The 15,851-nt window shown below is 70.5% G+C and carries 17 protein-coding genes and 2 tRNA genes; 13 read left to right on the top strand and 6 right to left on the bottom strand.

The genetic code is table 11. The features are described 5' to 3' along the window. Positions 1-8: 8 nt before the first annotated feature. The gene (locus ACFYQQ_RS18065) at positions 9-719 is read left to right on the top strand and encodes a DUF3566 domain-containing protein (RefSeq protein WP_355783101.1); all 711 of its coding nucleotides are present in this window, start codon (positions 9-11) and stop codon (positions 717-719) included. Between the two features lie 112 nt (positions 720-831). Continuing rightward, positions 832-905 (top strand) — tRNA-Ile (locus ACFYQQ_RS18060). A 122-nt stretch (positions 906-1,027) separates the two neighbouring features. On the opposite strand, the gene ACFYQQ_RS18055 is transcribed toward ACFYQQ_RS18060, so the two are convergent. Both ACFYQQ_RS18055 and ACFYQQ_RS18050 read right to left on the bottom strand, forming a co-directional pair. Further along, positions 1,028-1,282, bottom strand: coding sequence for a lipopolysaccharide assembly protein LapA domain-containing protein (locus ACFYQQ_RS18055; protein ID WP_355783099.1), 255 nt, complete (start codon positions 1,280-1,282; stop codon positions 1,028-1,030). A 435-nt stretch (positions 1,283-1,717) separates the two neighbouring features. After that, on the bottom strand, positions 1,718-2,074 hold the full coding sequence (locus ACFYQQ_RS18050) for a DUF6344 domain-containing protein (RefSeq protein ID WP_355783096.1): 357 nt from the start codon (positions 2,072-2,074) through the stop codon (positions 1,718-1,720). A 326-nt stretch (positions 2,075-2,400) separates the two neighbouring features. Between ACFYQQ_RS18050 and ACFYQQ_RS18045 the strand changes: the two genes are divergently transcribed. Next, a complete protein-coding gene (locus ACFYQQ_RS18045; protein ID WP_003999697.1) occupies positions 2,401-2,529 on the top strand; it encodes a DLW-39 family protein in 129 nt (42 codons plus the stop codon). 250 nt (positions 2,530-2,779) lie between these two features. Beyond that, positions 2,780-4,279, top strand: coding sequence for a hypothetical protein (locus tag ACFYQQ_RS18040; protein WP_388904834.1), 1,500 nt, complete (start codon positions 2,780-2,782; stop codon positions 4,277-4,279). 167 nt (positions 4,280-4,446) lie between these two features. On the opposite strand, the gene ACFYQQ_RS18035 is transcribed toward ACFYQQ_RS18040, so the two are convergent. Continuing rightward, entirely contained in the window at positions 4,447-6,288 is a 1,842-nt protein-coding gene (locus ACFYQQ_RS18035) for a protein kinase (RefSeq protein WP_355789713.1), read from the bottom strand. A 271-nt stretch (positions 6,289-6,559) separates the two neighbouring features. Then, entirely contained in the window at positions 6,560-7,108 is a 549-nt protein-coding gene (locus ACFYQQ_RS18030; protein ID WP_355789710.1) for a DNA-binding protein, read from the bottom strand. Positions 7,109-7,290: 182 nt separating this feature from the next. On the opposite strand from ACFYQQ_RS18030, the gene ACFYQQ_RS18025 reads away from it, so the two are divergent. After that, a tRNA-Ala gene (locus tag ACFYQQ_RS18025) sits at positions 7,291-7,363 on the top strand. Positions 7,364-7,854: 491 nt separating this feature from the next. Here the strand turns inward: ACFYQQ_RS18025 and ACFYQQ_RS18020 are convergent. After that, complete coding sequence (locus ACFYQQ_RS18020) at positions 7,855-8,553, bottom strand: DUF5324 family protein (protein ID WP_355787585.1); 699 nt, start codon at positions 8,551-8,553, stop codon at positions 7,855-7,857. Positions 8,554-8,983: 430 nt separating this feature from the next. Between ACFYQQ_RS18020 and ACFYQQ_RS18015 the strand changes: the two genes are divergently transcribed. Both ACFYQQ_RS18015 and ACFYQQ_RS18010 read left to right on the top strand, forming a co-directional pair. Beyond that, a complete protein-coding gene (locus ACFYQQ_RS18015; RefSeq protein ID WP_355787582.1) occupies positions 8,984-9,517 on the top strand; it encodes a peptidylprolyl isomerase in 534 nt (177 codons plus the stop codon). Between the two features lie 139 nt (positions 9,518-9,656). Then, the gene (locus tag ACFYQQ_RS18010; protein ID WP_355787579.1) at positions 9,657-10,568 is read left to right on the top strand and encodes a rhomboid family intramembrane serine protease; all 912 of its coding nucleotides are present in this window, start codon (positions 9,657-9,659) and stop codon (positions 10,566-10,568) included. 283 nt (positions 10,569-10,851) lie between these two features. Here ACFYQQ_RS18010 and crgA read toward each other — a convergent pair whose 3' ends face one another. Next, positions 10,852-11,106: a cell division protein CrgA gene (gene crgA, locus ACFYQQ_RS18005; protein ID WP_355787576.1), complete on the bottom strand. Its 255-nt coding sequence runs from the start codon at positions 11,104-11,106 to the stop codon at positions 10,852-10,854. 142 nt (positions 11,107-11,248) lie between these two features. Between crgA and ACFYQQ_RS18000 the strand changes: the two genes are divergently transcribed. From ACFYQQ_RS18000 to ACFYQQ_RS17975, 6 genes are all read left to right on the top strand, one after another. After that, positions 11,249-12,028 carry a DUF881 domain-containing protein gene (locus ACFYQQ_RS18000; protein WP_355787574.1) on the top strand — a complete coding sequence of 260 codons (780 nt, stop codon included), beginning with the start codon at positions 11,249-11,251 and terminating at the stop codon, positions 12,026-12,028. 67 nt (positions 12,029-12,095) lie between these two features. Further along, positions 12,096-12,818, top strand: coding sequence for a class E sortase (locus ACFYQQ_RS17995; RefSeq protein WP_355787571.1), 723 nt, complete (start codon positions 12,096-12,098; stop codon positions 12,816-12,818). Positions 12,819-12,855: 37 nt separating this feature from the next. Continuing rightward, positions 12,856-13,053 (top strand): hypothetical protein, encoded by a 198-nt coding sequence (locus tag ACFYQQ_RS17990; protein ID WP_355787568.1) that lies wholly within the window; start codon positions 12,856-12,858, stop codon positions 13,051-13,053. After that, positions 13,050-13,688: an aminodeoxychorismate/anthranilate synthase component II gene (locus ACFYQQ_RS17985; protein WP_355787565.1), complete on the top strand. Its 639-nt coding sequence runs from the start codon at positions 13,050-13,052 to the stop codon at positions 13,686-13,688. Before ACFYQQ_RS17990 ends, ACFYQQ_RS17985 begins: the two co-directional genes overlap by 4 nt. Beyond that, the gene (locus ACFYQQ_RS17980) at positions 13,685-14,998 is read left to right on the top strand and encodes a class E sortase (RefSeq protein WP_388904833.1); all 1,314 of its coding nucleotides are present in this window, start codon (positions 13,685-13,687) and stop codon (positions 14,996-14,998) included. The genes ACFYQQ_RS17985 and ACFYQQ_RS17980 overlap by 4 nt, the downstream gene beginning before the upstream one ends. Positions 14,999-15,088: 90 nt before the next feature. Beyond that, the gene (locus tag ACFYQQ_RS17975) at positions 15,089-15,841 is read left to right on the top strand and encodes a class E sortase (RefSeq protein WP_355781745.1); all 753 of its coding nucleotides are present in this window, start codon (positions 15,089-15,091) and stop codon (positions 15,839-15,841) included. Positions 15,842-15,851 lie beyond the last annotated feature (10 nt).

Here is a 15,851-nt window from a genome sequence, read left to right as displayed (position 1 = left end):
GAGTCATCGTGAGCGGAGCCACGGGCGCCGGAACGACCGGCAAGGAAACGGACGGCGGCCGTGGCTCCGCCACTGATGCGACCGACTCCCATGACTCTCATGGATCCCAGGGGGGAACTGTGACGGACACCCGAGGTCCGCAGGCTCAGCAGTACGCGGCCGGAGCGGGCCCGGACACACCGGCCGCCACGGCTCCCTCCACGGCGGCGGCGCCCGCCGGCTCCGCGCTCCCGGGGGAACGCCAGCCGCAGCAGGCCGCCGCCGGCCCCTACCACCCGCCGCAGGCCTACCAGCCGGCCCCGGCGGGCGCGGTACGCCGTCCCCGGACCGGCGCACGCACCACGCCGCGCACCCGCAAGGCGCGGCTCCGGGTGGCCAAGGCCGACCCGTGGTCGGTGATGAAGGTCAGCTTCCTGCTCTCCATCGCGCTCGGCATCTGCACGATCGTCGCGGCCGCGGTGCTGTGGATGGTCATGGACGCGATGGGCGTCTTCTCGACCGTCGGCGGCACGATCTCCGAGGCCACCGGCTCCAACGAGTCGAACGGCTTCGACCTCCAGTCGTTCCTGTCGCTGCCGCACGTCCTGATGTTCACGACGATCATCGCGGTCATCGACGTCGTCCTGGCCACGGCGCTGGCGACGCTCGGCGCGTTCATCTACAACCTCTCCGCGGGCTTCGTCGGAGGCGTCGAGCTGACCCTCGCCGAGGACGAGTAGCAGCGGCTCTCCGGGGCCTTCCACAGGCCCCGGGATACCGATTTTGGGACTGGCCGCGTCGTGCGCTAATCTTCAGAGGTCAGCGCGCGGGACATACACCGCAGAGCGCGGCGGGGCTATAGCTCAGTTGGTTAGAGCGCATCCCTGATAAGGATGAGGCCACAGGTTCAAATCCTGTTAGCCCCACAGTACGAAGACCCCCGGTCCGGATGGATCGGGGGTCTTCGGCGTCCACGGGGCTCGTGAAGTCGAGGGACTGGCGACTCCCCGCCGCCGGTCCTGGCCGGGACCGTCTATCCAGGCGCCGGCTACCTGCGGGCCCTGCGGTAGGCGATCAGCAGGCCCAGGAGGATGCCGACGAGGAGCGTCACGGACAGGACGATCCACAGGGGGAGGGTGACCTCGGAGACCCAGAGCCGGATGGTCACCGACTTGGTGTTGGCGGCGATGAACCAGATGGCGAGGGCTGCGAGCACGAGGAAGCCGACGGAACGCAGCCGGAAGTCCCGTCCCTTGACCGTCAAGGTGGACGGCCCATGAGGTTTCTCGGTTTTCTGGGCCATAAAGCCAGTATCAGACGGTTCGCCGGGGCTGGCGACTCAGTGGTCCCGGGCCGCCTTCCGTGTTCGGGATGCAGCCGGGGGCAACCTCAGAAGTTGCTCAGGGCTTTGCCGTGGGAGTGCCGCCGGTTTGATCGTCGTGCCATGGTCGTCCCACGTCACAGCGGGACCGCGGCCTGCGGTCGATTCATGGGGGTTGCAGATGTTCGGAGTCATGGGCGTGGGCACCGGGGTTGCCATTCTCGTCACGATCGCCGCGATCACCGCGCTGGCCGTCGTCGCGGTCCGGTGGGCCGGGGGACAGAGGCGCTGACTCGATGGGTCCGTACACGTCGAAGGCCCGGCGACTCGCAGGAGTCGCCGGGCCTCTGCCCTGTGTGGCTTTGTACGCAAGTTCGCCGCTACGTCAGGGGCGTGCCTTGTGGTGGTGCCGTGGGCTCAGCGCTGGAGGGGTGTGAGGGGCTCCGTACCGGCCTCGGCAGGGGAGTCGGCGTCGCAGGGGGCGTCCGTGTCCGCGGCCGCCTCGTCGTCGGTCGCGCGGTGGCGGCAGCTCGGTGAGGAGCCGTGGGCCTCGGCGCGGATGCGCTGCTTCATCGTGGGGGGCAGGGACCGGCTGTAGGACCAGGCCCAGGGGGATGCCGTCGGCACGTTCACTGCGGTGCCGGTGTTGCGCGGTGCCTCGGCCTGCGGTACCGCGGCGGCCGCGACGGTCGTGATCAGTCCGAGCGTCGTGCACACCGCGAGGAAGGCGGTGACGATGGCGATCCACAGCTTCATGACCTTGTTCTGGGCCATGGCCCCTCACTTTCGGGTTGGGCGATTTGCGTACTTTCCTCATGATGTGTATGAGCGCCGCGAAGTGGTGGACCGACGCCCGTGGCGCGTCGATGTTCAGATGAACACCACCCGGATGGACGCAGGACGCCCGAAAACCCGGGATCTGCGGTGGGAAATCACAGTGTGTGATGAGTTGTCACCCTATGAACGCGCCCGGCCTCACGGTCCTACTGGGCTGCGCAGGGCGGGAGTTGAGGGCTGACGCAGGTCACCGATCGGTATCGGTCGGTGTGTATAGTCGGGCGCCAGAGGTCCCCTACGTCAAGGAAAGACGAGGTAGCGCGGTGAAGAAGCTTCTCCTGGTCGCACTGGCCGCCATCGGCGGGCTCCTCGTGTACCGCCAGATCCAGGCGGATCGCGCCGAGCAGGATCTGTGGACGGAGGCGACTGACTCCGTGCCCACGGGTTCGTGAGTAGCGACACCAGTCTCAGAACAGACCCCGGCCGTTCGTACGGTCGGGGTTTTGTGTTGTCACGGGCCGGGCGGGGCCGCCGAGGCGGCTGAATCGGGCGTGTGGGGACGGGGGAAGGCACCGTTCCCGGGTCCCGGCCGTGATCCGGGGAGTTTCGTTTCGGCCGCTCCTGACCGGAGTGCGGGCGCCGCGGGGGCGTGCGCGGCAGGATGGGCCACGGTCCGGGGGATACGACGAGGGGTGGCGCGGGATGGGGCGGCGCACGGTGGGGCGGCGCGGCCGGACACCGGTGGCGATGGTGGCGGTGCTGTGCACGGCGGGGGCCCTGGGCGTGACGGCGGTGGTGCCGGGACAGGCGGCGGCGAGTCCGTCGTCGTGGCCGGCCGGTGCCGCTCAGGGCGCCGGTGACCGTGCGGGAGCCGTTTCCGCGTCCCCTGTGCACGCCGGCCGACTGCTCCCCTCCGACGGTGACCCGGACCCGTACGCCTTCGACGAGGACGCGAGGACGGTCGAGGGCGCGGACGGCATCACCGGGGCCGCACGCCTGGAGCCCGGTGGGACGTACCGCAGTTCCATAGCCGAGGACGGCGAGGTCTACTACCGCCTCGAACTCGACGCGGCCTCCAACGCGTACGTCTCCGCCACGGCCGTGCCCGCCCCCGGAAGCGAGGTCTCGGCGGCGGACGGCATCAAGGTGACCGTGCAGGAGGCCGACGGTTCCACCTGCTCCACCAAGTCCGCCCACATCGGTGCCACCCAGAGCCCGCACCCGATCGCCGCCGCGGCGTCCCGTGAGATCGGGCGCACGAAGTACGTGTGCCAGGAGCCGGGGACGTACTACGCGGTCGTCGAGCGCAGCGGGCCGCTCGGATCCTCCCCGGAGGACTGGGACCTGGAGATCGGCTACGTGACGGAGCCGAGGCTGGGCAAGGCCGACGCGACGGCCGCCCCGGAGAACTGGGACTCGGCCCCGCCCGAGGGTCTCCTGGGAGAGGCCGGACGCCGCGCGGGCGGTACCGGCTTCAGCACCGCCGCTCCGCTCGGCCAGGGCGTCTGGCAGACCGGGATCGAGGCCGGGCAGACCCTCTTCTACAAGGTGCCCGTCGACTGGGGCCAGCAGGTCTACGCGGACGCCGAACTCGGCGGCGTGGACAGCGGCGGCCGCTATGTCGGCACAGCTCTGTCCATGGCGCTCTACAACCCGGTGCGGGGCTTCGTCGAGGACGTCGGCTCCGGGTACGGCGGCAGCCGGCGGTCGGCCGCGTTGCCCGTGCTGCCGCCGGTCGCGTACGACAACCGCCATGCGATCAGCGCCCGGGTGAGCGCGATGCGCTTCGCCGGTTCCTACTACCTCGTCGTGCACCTGGGTGCCGGGGTCGCCGAGAAATTCGGGGACGGTCCGGTCCAGCTGACGCTGCGTGTGCGGGTGCGCGGCGACGCGGGGGACGGCCCGGCCTACCTGGGCAGCGCCCGGCCGGAGGGCGCGTTCGAGGTCACCGCGGAGGACCGCGCCGAGGCGTCCGGAGCAGCGGGAAGCGGTCCTGCGGGCGGTACCGGGAGCGGCGACGGCGACGGCAACGGGGACGGCGGCACCGGCGGAGTCGGTGGGAAAGCCGCGATGAAGGTGGTCGCCGCCACGGGAATCGGCTCGGGCTGTGCGCTGGTGCTCACGCTGGTCTTATGGACGGCGCTGGCACGCCGGCGCGCGAGCCCGGCGCGTGCGGGCTCCGGGCGTAGGCGGGGCCGCTGAACCCCGGTTCCTGGAGGTGGGGGCGTCGGCGAGTTCGGCACGGCGCTCAGGGCCGGTCTCCCGGCGACGGCCCGGCTGGACGTCGCGCGGGAACCTCCGATTCCGCCCCGCTCCTCTGTCTGGACGCCACGTGCGCTCTCAGCAGGCTCCCGGGGCCTGTCGGCCGGTCAGATCCTCGCCAGCGCCCAGAAGCCCACGGCGAAGCAGGCGAGTGCCAGGAGCAGCATCGGCAGGGCCACCTTGGCGGGCGGTCCCGGGCGCCTGGTGCGGTGCCGTGCGGTCGACGGTGACGGACGCGGGGTCTGCGAGGCGGGTGCCGGGGCGGCGTACGGGGCCGTGGAGACGAGCGCGTGCTGCGGCAGCGCGGTCATCGGCGCAGCGGGTTGGTGGGCGGTGGAGACGTGCGTGGACGCGTAGGGGAGGGCGTGCACGGGAGTCGGCGTCGGCAGCTCGGCGGGGGCGGGCGGCGTGTACGGCTGCACGGGGACGGCCGGTTGCGGGCGGGGGGTCTCAGCCAGGGCGCGGGGAGGCGGCAGATGGAAGCTCCCGGTGTCCGACATGGTGGACGGCTGGGGCGCGGTGTCGTCGCCGACGGCCGACGGTGTCGGGTTCCCCGGAGAAACGGGGTGTGCCGTCGCGCCCGGGTGCCGGGCCTGTTCCTCCTGACCGGGAGAGTCCTGGGGAAGTACGGGTTCGGCTGCCGGGCGGGGAGGTATCGCACCGGCAGGCGGGCGGGGCGGTATGCCGGTTGCGGGGTGGGGCGGCACTCCGGCACCGGTGCCGAAGCCAGTCCCCGTGCCGAAACCGGTGCCCGTGCCAGTCCCCGTGCCGAAACCGGTACCCGTGCCGGAGCCGGTACCGGGATACGGGGGGACGGCGCCGTTGAGCGCATGCGGAGGTGTCCCGGTGCCGGGCGGCCGGGGCGTCGCACCGTGGCTCGGGCGCGGCGGGACCGTGCCGTCGGCCGGTACCTGGGGCGGCGTTCCGCCGTCGGGCCGCGGGGGGATGGGGGTGCCGTCGGGCAGCGAGGGGGCAGTGCCGGTGTCCGGCCACGGTGGCGTCGTGTCGGAGCCGTCGGGGGAGGCGGCGCCCGGGGGCGGGGGTGTCCGCGTCACTCCCGGTGCCCGGCGGAGCGGTCCCTCGGGGCCGAACCCCGCGGGCAGCGGGCCCACCTGGTCGAAGACCTCGACCAGCTCGTCGTCGGGCCCCGGCTCGGGCAGGAGTTCGATGGCGGAGGCGAGGGCCTTGCGCGCTCCCGTCGCCGTACGGAACCGTGCGTCGGGGTCGGGCTGGAGCAGCGTCGCGACGACCTGCCACAGGGGCTCGGGGATGCTCTGGGGCGCCCTGGGCGTGCCGTGGGCCGCGAAGTGCTCGATCAGCGCCTTGGCGTCGGGCTTGGCGCCTTCGAGGAGGTAGACGGCGACCAGTCCGACGGCGAACAGGTCGGCGGGGAAGTCGGGGTCGGCGCCCGTCATCTGCTCGGGCGCGAAGTAACCGGGCGTGCCGACCACGTAGTTGGTCTCCGTCAGCCGGGGCTCGCCCAGACGCATGGCGATGCCGAAGTCGGAGAGCCTGAGCCGCGGCCGGGCCGTGCCGGTCGCCTCCAGGAGCACGTTGGCGGGCTTGATGTCGCGGTGCACGACACCTTCCGCGTGCACGGCGGCGAGCCCGGCGAGGAGCTGGTCGAGCAGGGTGCAGACGAAGTGCGGGGGCAGGGGGCCGTAGTCGCCGACGAGATGGACCAGTGAGCCTCCGGCCACCAGGTCCATGGTGAAGAGGACCTTGTCGTCGTCCGCGGCCCAGCTGGCCGGGGCGAGGACATGGGGATGGTCGATCCGCAGCGCCTGCTCCCGCACGAACCGCAGCAGCGAATGCGCGTCGCTCTGCTGCAGGACCTTGGCGGCCACGTACCGGCGTCGCCGGTGGTCCCAGGCGCGCCAGACGGCACCGACTCCCCCGCGTCCGATCGGGTCGACCAGTTCGTACCGGCCGGCGAAGACCTCACCCATGGTCGTGCCTCGCTCCCCCTTCGGAGTCGGCCCGGCTGCCGCGTGCGCGGTGCCCGGTCGGCTGGAGCTCGTCGAAGTGCCCACGCCCCCGGGGCACTCCGGGGCGCCCCGCTGTCGGGCCGCCCGGCGGTGTCGGTTGCCGGGTGCCGTGCCCGGTCCGTCGTGCGGTCTCCCGCTGCGCATACCCCGTGAGGTGCCCGGCTGCCCGCCTCCCCGTGGCCGAAGGCCCAAGAGCCCTTCACCGCGGGGGTGTTGCCGCCGGGCGGTCTGCTCAGCTCTGGTGGGACTGGTAGTGCGCCACCGCGTCGGAGGTACGGCCCGCGCCGTACACCCGGAGGAACTCTGCCAGTTCCGGGTGGGTCGGGGCGAGGGTGTCCGCCGCTTCGATGATGTCCCCCGCCGCGGCCACGGAACGCAGCAGCGACTGGATCTCGCGGACCACCCGCTTCACCGTCGGCGCCCCTGAACTGCTGGTCGTCTGCGTGGTGTTGCTGAGCACCGAGCCCCCCTGGGACTTCTTGATCTCGTCCATCCGGGCGGTGGCCTCGGCCGCGCTGACACTGCCGTCCGCGACCTGCCCCGCCAGGTCCTGGAGCAGCTGGACCCGCTGGACCACCGCGGGGTTGCCGATCTTGGCGCGCTGGCCGCTCATCAGCTGCGACAGCATGGGGGCGGACAGCCCCAGTACCCCGGCGAGACGCGCCTGGTTGAGACCCAGATCGTCGATGAGCCTACGGAAGAGCGCCCCCAACGGCTCCCCGTACCAGTTCCGCTGCAGCTCCCGGGCTCTTGCGGTCGCTTCCTGCTGTGCGGCGTCCATTGCGTCTCCCCATCGCTTCCCCAAGTACGGCGGTTCGCTGCCGCGAACCACGCCGAGCATCTTACGGAGAGTGGTCGTCCACGGGGACCCCCTATCTTTTTGCGAGATCCCGGGGGTGACCCGGTACTCTGGTCTGCGGCGCCCGCCGGTGCGAGTCTCCTCCGGTCGGACGTTCCTCTTCCGGGGCCTTAGCTCAGTTGGTAGAGCGCTGTCTTTGCATGGCAGATGTCAGGGGTTCGACTCCCCTAGGCTCCACACCTCGGACCGGCCGGACGCCCTCAGCGGGCGGCTGGCCGGTTTTCGTATGCCCTTGTTTCTCCCGGTCTCCGACTCCTCCGAGGTCCCGGTGCAGCCGGTCGGTCGACGCGTGGGTGACCTGTGTCACACGTCGGGGCTTTGCTTCGTTGCATTTATTTGCGCAAATGGGTGTCGAAAACGGGGCCCGTCAGGTCTTCTCGTCGGCGCGCTGCGGCTCCGCGGTGTGGCGGTCGCCGATGGGCGGGCCTTACGGGGGCGGGGGCGGTCGCCGTCCCGTAACCGGTGCAATGCGCTCCGTTAAGGTTTTTGTGTGGATGTCATGTGTGCGGGTCATTGCAAACGTCATCGGGGACGAGTGCTGTAAACGCCGGTGCCCGCACCCGGAACCGGGGTTCCGGTTGATGTTCCACGTGAAACAACGCCGTGGGGCAGAAGACCCTCAAGTCTTCTGCCCCACGGCGTTGTTGAGGCCGGCGCGGTGGCCGGGATCAGCGGTTCTCGTCGCGGTCCGCCGACTCCTCCTCTGCTTCCTTGGCCTGAACCTCAGGGTCCAGGGCGGCCTGGCTGCCGTCCACGGCCGACAGGTGGCCGTTGTCCGGCACCTCGGTCGCGGCGGGGGGCTCGACCAGCCAGTCGGGGTTGGCCTGCTTGTCCCACCACTTCCAGGCGGCGAAGGCACCGCCGGCCACGACGCCCAGGATGGCCAGGCCCTTGGCGATCCGTCCGGCCCTGGCCCGCCGCTCGTGCTTGCGGACCAGCTTCTGGATCTCCTTGGGCGAGACCTGACCGCGCAGGGCGGCGAGTGCGGCGACTCCGCGGGCCGCGGCCTCCTTGCTCACGGGCTGGGCCACCGCGACCGCCTGGTCGATCCTCGGCTTCGAGTAATCGGCGGCCTGGCGGGCGGCCTTGCGGGTGCGGACCGCCGCGTCGTGGGCGGCCTGGTCGACTTTCGGCGGTACGTGCGAGCGGGCCTGTTCCAGCCGGGGCGCGAGATGAGCGTCGTACTGGACGCGGGCCTGGTCGGCGGCCAGCGACACCTTCGGCGCAAGCCGTACGCGTGCCTCGTTTGCGTAGTGTGCGGCCCTGTCCTTGGCCGTGTCGGCATAGGGCGCCACCACTTCCGCGGCGTGCAGCACGCTGTCCTTTGCCGAGCCGGTCGCGGCGCGCACGCTCTCGATGCGGGTCACGGGTTTCCTCCTCCTCGGTGGCGTACGGTATTTCACCTTTCCGCCCTCATCGGGATCATGCCCGTCGGTGACCACCGGGGCATGTGAGGACGGGCATCCGGGTCACGAATGCCCCCCTCCCGGGCGAGCCTGGAGCAGTCGCCGATCACGGGATGATCGGTGACCGTCAGGCGACGATCAGGTCCAATAGCGGATTAATACAGGGCAACAGGAGCTTGTCGACGACAATGCCACGGATCGTCGTGACGCGCCCCCATCCGGGAGGACTCGACCGGTTTTCTGCAGACACCACCCCCGGACGGCTGTCCGGGGACATGATCCGGGTGCCCGGTAGAAGGAGTACCAATCGCCGGGACGAGTGGTGGCGGGCTTCGGAAAGGCCGGTCCGTGCGAGGATCGGGGAGTCAGAGAAGGCAACGGAAGGCACATCGTGGCTGAGCAGCTCTACGCCACCCTGAAGACCAACCAAGGCGACATCGAGATCCGGCTTCTGCCGAACCACGCGCCCAAGACGGTCCGCAACTTCGTCGAGCTCGCCAAGGGCGAGCGGGAATGGGTCAACCCGGAATCGGGCCAGAAGACCACGGACAAGCTGTACGACGGCACGGTCTTCCACCGGGTGATCAGCGGATTCATGATCCAGGGCGGCGACCCGCTGGGCAACGGCACCGGCGGCCCCGGCTACAAGTTCGAGGACGAGTTCCACCCCGACCTTGCCTTCGACAAGCCGTACCTGCTGGCCATGGCGAACGCCGGCCCGGGTACCAACGGCTCGCAGTTCTTCATCACCGTCTCCCCGACGGCCTGGCTGACCCGCAAGCACACCATCTTCGGCGAGGTCACCGACGCGGCCAGCCAGAAGGTCGTGGACGCCATCGCGAGCGCCCAGACCAACCCGCGCACCGACCGTCCGGTCAACGACGTCGTGATCGAGTCCGTCGTCGTGGAGACCCGGCAGGGCTGAGCCCCCGGGGTTCCGCCGGGAACCAAACGCCCCGTTCGTCCGTAGGGATGGACGGGGCGGTGCGTTCGCGCACGAGCCCGGGCGGACCGCTGCGCGCCGGCCGCGCAGCCCGTCGTACGCAGAGGTGAGGGGACCCGTCATGGACAAGGTGCCAGGCAGCCCGCAGGGACCGGGCGACCACGGACCGCAGGACGCCCAGAGCCTGCCCGCCTGCTATCGGCACCCCGACCGCGAGACGGGCGTCCGGTGCACCCGCTGCGAGCGCCCCATCTGCCCCGACTGCATGGTCAGCGCCTCCGTCGGCTTCCAGTGCCCCGAGTGCGTGCGCGACGGATCCGGCACCGGACACGCCCCTGACGCCGCCCGGCCCCGCACCCTCGCGGGAGGCACGGTCGCCGCCGACCCCCGGCTCGTCACGAAGATCCTGATCGGCCTCAACCTCGCCGCGTTCCTGCTCCAGCAGACGGTCGGAGACCGGTTCACGAGCCGCTTCCAGCTCGTCGGCCGGGGCTACGACTCGGTGCTCAACTCGGTCCAGGGCGTCGCGGAAGGCCAGCCGTACCGGCTGCTGACGTCGATGTTCCTGCACAACGGCCTCACGCACATCGCCTTCAACATGCTTCTGCTGTGGTGGATGGGCGGGCCGCTGGAGGAAGCCCTCGGCCGGGCCCGCTACCTCGTCCTCTACGTGGTGTCCGGCCTCGCGGGCGGGGCGCTCACGTATCTGATCGCCGCGCAGAACCAGCCCTCGGTCGGGGCGTCCGGAGCGATCTACGGCCTGTTCGGTGCGACCGTCGTCCTGCTGCGCCACCGGGACTACGACCTGCGCCCGGTCCTGATCCTGCTCGCGGTGAACCTGGTCGTCACCTTCACCGTGCCCGACATCGCCTGGCAGGCCCACGTCGGCGGGCTGGTCGCGGGGCTCGTCGTCGGGTACGCCATGGTCCACGCCCCGCGGGAGCGGCGGAGCCTCGTGCAGTACGGGACCTGTGCCCTGGTCCTGGCCGTGGTGGTCGTCATGACGCTGGTCAGGACCGGTCAGCTGACCTGAGTGACCGATGTTGTCCACAGACTGTGGCGGATCTTGTGCACGCTGTGCGGGAACAACTGTGCCCCCTGTCGCTGACCCGAGTTTTCCCAGGTAGGACAGGGGGCGAACAGACTTCCGCATCCCGGTAGGCCAGTCACACCGGCGTCAACACCCGGTGGGTTATCCACAGATCGTCGTTCTTTTTCCCCACTGTGGAAAACTTCTGTGGATAACTCAGTGGATAGCTGGGGGCAGAGCTCCGTCCACCCGGCAGTGGGCCACCGTTATCCCACCGGGAACGACGTCACTTCCACTGCGTGGAGACGCCGAATCCCGCCGCGATGAAGCCGAAACCGACCACGATGTTCCAGTTGTCGAGCGCGTCGATCGGCAGTGAACCGTCGGTCACGTAGAAGACGACGATCCAGGCCAGGCCGATGAGGAACATGGCCAGCATGACCGGGGCGACCCAGCTGCGGCTGTTCAGTTTGATGGCCGTCGTCTGCTTGGACGGCGGCGGCGTGTAGTCGGCCTTCTTGCGGATACGTGACTTCGGCACGAGGGTCTCTCCTGTCGATGCGCTGCGTGGCCGCGCAGGGAACTGGGGCGGGCTCCGGGGCAGCGTACAAGGGGACACTGAGTGCTCCCCCGGGCGTCCGTTAGCGTAGTGCTTCCGCGGCGCCTAAGGAGATAAGGGTACGTTGAGCAATTCTGCCGACTCCCCCGGGACGGGTCCCACCCCTGGCCGCACGCGCCGTTTCCGGCCCGTGCGGGTGCTCACCGTAGCGGTGTTCGCCCTGGCGGGCCTCATCTTCTTCACCAGCTTCAACACGGCCAAGGGCACCAATATCCGTACGGATGCGTCCATGCTGAAGCTCTCCGACCTCATCCAGGAGCGGAGTCACAAGAACGGGCGGCTCGACGAGTCCAACGGGGCCCTGCGCGACGACGTGGAGTCCCTCGCCGAGCGGGACGACGGCCGCACGGCGGCCGAGGACGCGAAGCTGGCCGCGCTGGAGAAGAACGCCGGCACCCGGAAGCTGCGGGGCAAGGCCATCACGGTCACGCTGAACGACGCCCCGCCGAACGCGACCGCCAAGCTGCCGGGTTATCCCGAGCCCCAGCCGGACTACCTGGTGATCCACCAGCAGGACCTCCAGGCCGTGGTGAACGCGCTCTGGCAGGGCGGCGCCGAAGGCATCAAGGTCATGGACCAGCGGCTGATCTCCACCAGCGCGGTCCGCTGCGTCGGCAACACCCTGATCCTCCAGGGGCGGGTCTACTCGCCGCCCTACAAGATCCAGGCGGTCGGTGATCCCGCCAAGCTCCAGAAGGCGCTGGCGGCCTCCGCGGCGATCCAGAACTACATGGTCTACGTCAATGTCTACGGGCTCGGCTGGAAAGTCGAGGAGGACGGGAAGGTGACTCTTCCCGGCTACTCGGGCACAGTGGATCTCCACTACGCGAAGCCCGTGGAGTAGCGAGCGGTCCGCGGGCGGGCGCGGTGGCCGGAGTAGCGGAGCAGCTGCCACTGGGGGGCCTGTGTCGGTGCGTGTGGTCGTCCGGACGCTCAGCGAACTGTGCATCACCGTCGGCGCTCTGATCGTGCTCTTCGTCGTCTACGTGCTCTTCTGGACCGGCGTGAAGGCCGACGGCGTCATGGACCGTCAGATCGACGAACTCCAGGACCGCTGGTCGCAGGGGAGCGTCCGGCCGGTGCCCTCGGGAAGCGGCACACCAGGCGGAAGCGGAAGCTCCGCGGAGCCCGCCGCCACCGCACCGGCGAGACCCGGGCCGTACAAGAACGACGAGCCGTTCGCGATCATGTACGTGCCGCGTCTTGGTTTCACGTGGAACAAGCCCGTGCTGGAGGGGACCGGCACCGGCACCCTGAAGAAGGGGCTCGGGCACTACGCGCGCACCGCCCGGCTCGGGCAGCGGGGCAACTTCGCGGTCGCCGGGCACCGCCGGACCTACGGCGACCCCTTCAAGGACTTCCCCCGGCTGCGCCCCGGGGACGCGGTGGTGCTGACGGACGGCACGACCTGGTTCACGTACCGGATCGACACGAAGCCCTACCGGACACTGCCCGGTGATGTCGCGGTCGTCGACCCCGTACCGAGGAAATCGGGGTACACGCGTGTGGGCCGGTACCTCACACTGACGACCTGCGAGCCGGAGTGGGGGCACAGTCACCGGTTGATCGTCTGGGCGCATCTGGATTCCACCCAGCCTGTGGAGGCCGGGAAACCGGAGGCGCTGCGCCGTTAGTCTGGTGACGTACGGCGTGAGTCCGGTGGGGTAGGGCGTGACTCTGGTGCCGTGGTGCTACGGAAGGGACGGCATGTACGGCTGGATCTGGCGGCATCTGCCGGGGAACGTATGGGTGAGGGCGTTGATCTCCCTCGTCCTGGCCCTCGCGGTGGTCTACGTGCTCTTCCAGTACGTCTTCCCGTGGGCCGAACCGCTGCTGCCCTTCAACGATGTGACGGTGGACGACCAGTGAGCACGCGGATTCTCGTCGTCGACAACTACGACAGCTTCGTCTTCAACCTGGTCCAGTACCTGTACCAGCTGGGCGCCGAGTGCGAGGTGGTGCGCAACGACGAGGTGTCCACGGCGCACGCCCAGGACAACTTCGACGGCGTGCTGCTGTCGCCGGGACCGGGCGCCCCGGAACAGGCGGGCGTCTGCATCGAGATGGTCCGGCACTGCGCCCGGACCGACGTCCCCGTCTTCGGCGTCTGCCTCGGCATGCAGTCGATGCAGGTGGCGTACGGCGGGGTGGTGGACCGCGCGCCGGAGCTGCTGCACGGCAAGACCTCCCTCGTCGAGCACGGGGGCACGGGCGTCTTCGCCGGACTGCCGTCCCCCTTCACGGCCACGCGCTACCACTCGCTGGCCGCCGAGCCGCTGACCGTCCCGGCCGAGCTGGAGGTCACGGCACGCACGCACGACGGGATCGTGATGGGCCTGCGCCACCGTGAACTGCGGGTCGAGGGCGTGCAGTTCCATCCCGAGTCGGTGCTGACCGAGCACGGTCACCGGATGCTCGCCAACTGGCTGGCGGAGTGCGGGGACCAGGACGCGGTGGCGAGGTCGGCGGGGCTCGCCCCGGTGGTGGGCAGGGCCACGGCGTGACCGCGCTGCGCCCCGAGCGCGACAGCTCCCCCCACGGCGAGGCCGCGTACGGGGGCGCTGGCGCGTTCGAGGGCGCCGAGGCGTTCGGGGCGCCGGCGGGACGGCCCGCCGATCCCCTGACGGACCCGCTCATCGCGCAGCCCGGGCCGGGGGTCCAGGAGGAGTGGTACGACCCCGCCGGGTACGCGCGGGACTGGTACGGGTCGGCCGAGGGGACGTACGCGGCGCCGGCGCAGCCGTACCAGGAGACCCCGCAGCCCTACGCGCAGTACGGCGGGTACGGGCAGCAGGAGGGCCCGCGCGGGCACGAGGAGCCGTACGCGTCTCCCCGGACGGCGCCGGGTGTCCCCGCGTACGAGGCTCCGCACGCGGCTCCCACCCTCGTCCAGCCGGTCGTGGCGCCGCAGTTGCCGGACGACGAGACGGTGGCGCTGCGGATCGCGGACGTGCCGGGCGTGCCGGGCGGGGCCGGGAGCGAGTCCATACGCCCGCCAGGCGGCCGAGCGGCCCGCCGGAAGGCCGCCGGACGCCGAGGACGGCACGGAGGCGCGCAGACGGCCGTGGAGACGCCCGCGGACGGGCCGCCGGGGGCGCCCCGGTCCCGGCTGGAGGCGCGGCGCGCGGCGCGGGCCCGGCGGCCTGGTGCGGCCGTCGTGGTGAGCCGGATGATCGGCGAGGTCTTCATCACCACGGGCGTCCTGATGCTGCTGTTCGTGACCTACCAGTTGTGGTGGTCGAACATCCGGGCACACCAGCAGGCCGGCAGCGCGACGCACAACCTCCAGGAGGACTGGGCGAACGGCAAGCGGAAGCCGGGGGCGTTCGAACCGGGACAGGGGTTCGCCATCCTGCACATCCCCGATCTGGACGTCGTGGCGCCGATCGCGGAGGGCATCAGCAAGTCGAAGGTCCTCGACCGCGGGATGGTCGGGCACTACGACAAGGACAGCGTGAAGACGGCGATGCCCGAGGACAAGACGGGCAACTTCGGGATCGCGGGGCACCGGAACACCCACGGCGAACCGTTCCGGTACATCAACCGTCTCAAGCCGGGCGACCCCATCGTGGTCGAGACCCAGGACGAGTACTTCGTCTACGAGATGGCGTCGATCCTCCCGGTGACGCCGCCCTCGAACACCGCCGTGCTGGACCCCGTCCCCAAGGGGTCGGGTTTCACCAGCGCCGGGCGCTACATCACACTGACCACGTGCACGCCGGAATTCACCAGCAAGTACCGGATGATCGTCTGGGGCAAGCTGGTCGAGGAACGGCCGCGCAGCAAGGGCAAGCCGGACGCGCTCGTCCAGTAGGAGCGCGGGGAGCGGCTTCCCCGGGCCTTCCGGACGACCCGGGTGCCCCGGGACGCATTGTCGAGACGGACCAGACGGGGCGGATGCACAGTGGCAGCGAGGACGGACCACGACGAGCGCGCCGACACCGGTGCCGACGCCGGCGAGGTGCCCGCGCCTCGCCGCCGCGGCGGCCGGATCGCGATGGCCGTCAGTGTCTTCGGTGAACTCCTCATCACGGCCGGGCTGGTGCTCGGCCTCTTCGTCGTCTACTCGCTGTGGTGGACGAACGTGATCGCCGACCGGACGGCGCACAAGGAGGCCGACCAGGTCCGCGACGACTGGCTGGAGGGCCGCGGCGGCGGCCCCGGCGCCCTGGACACGAAGAACGGCATCGGCTTCCTGCACGTGCCGGCCATGCGGAACGGCGAGGTGCTGGTCAAGAAGGGCACGTCGTCCGAGGTCCTGAACAACGGCGTGGCCGGCTACTACACGGACCCCGTCAAGTCGGCCCTCCCGCAGGACAAGAAGGGCAACTTCGCGCTGGCCGCCCACCGTGACGGCCACGGCGCCAAGTTCCACAACATCGACAAGCTCGAAAAGGGCGACCCGATCGTCTTCGAGACCAAGGACGACTGGTACGTCTACAAGGTCTTTGCAGTCCTCCCGGAGACCTCGAAGTACAACGTGCGGGTCCTGGGCGCCGTCCCGAAGGAGTCGGGCGTGAAGAAGGCGGGCCGCTACATCACCCTGACGACCTGCACGCCGGTCTACACGTCCCGCTACCGCTACGTGGTCTGGGGCGAGCTGGAGCGGGTCGAGAAGGTCGACGCCGACCGTACGCCGCCGAAGGAAATGCGCTGACGGAAGGCGG

It is taken from the genome of Streptomyces sp. NPDC005496, assembly GCF_042872045.1.
Classification (GTDB): Bacteria; Actinomycetota; Actinomycetes; order Streptomycetales; family Streptomycetaceae; genus Streptomyces.
Note: the sequence above shows the minus strand (reverse complement) of the source record. Positions and strands in the feature narration are given on the sequence as shown.

Excerpts from the sequence above, each read along its gene's own strand:
- ACFYQQ_RS18055 (WP_355783099.1), bottom strand. The coding sequence starts at position 1,282 with ATGGCCCAGAAAACCGAGAAACCTCATGGGCCGTCCACCTTGACGGTC.
- ACFYQQ_RS18050 (WP_355783096.1), bottom strand. The coding sequence starts at position 2,074 with ATGGCCCAGAACAAGGTCATGAAGCTGTGGATCGCCATCGTCACCGCC.
- ACFYQQ_RS18040 (WP_388904834.1), top strand. The coding sequence starts at position 2,780 with ATGGGGCGGCGCACGGTGGGGCGGCGCGGCCGGACACCGGTGGCGATG.
- ACFYQQ_RS18035 (WP_355789713.1), bottom strand. The coding sequence starts at position 6,288 with ATGGGTGAGGTCTTCGCCGGCCGGTACGAACTGGTCGACCCGATCGGA.
- ACFYQQ_RS18030 (WP_355789710.1), bottom strand. The coding sequence starts at position 7,108 with ATGGACGCCGCACAGCAGGAAGCGACCGCAAGAGCCCGGGAGCTGCAG.
- ACFYQQ_RS18010 (WP_355787579.1), top strand. The coding sequence starts at position 9,657 with ATGGACAAGGTGCCAGGCAGCCCGCAGGGACCGGGCGACCACGGACCG.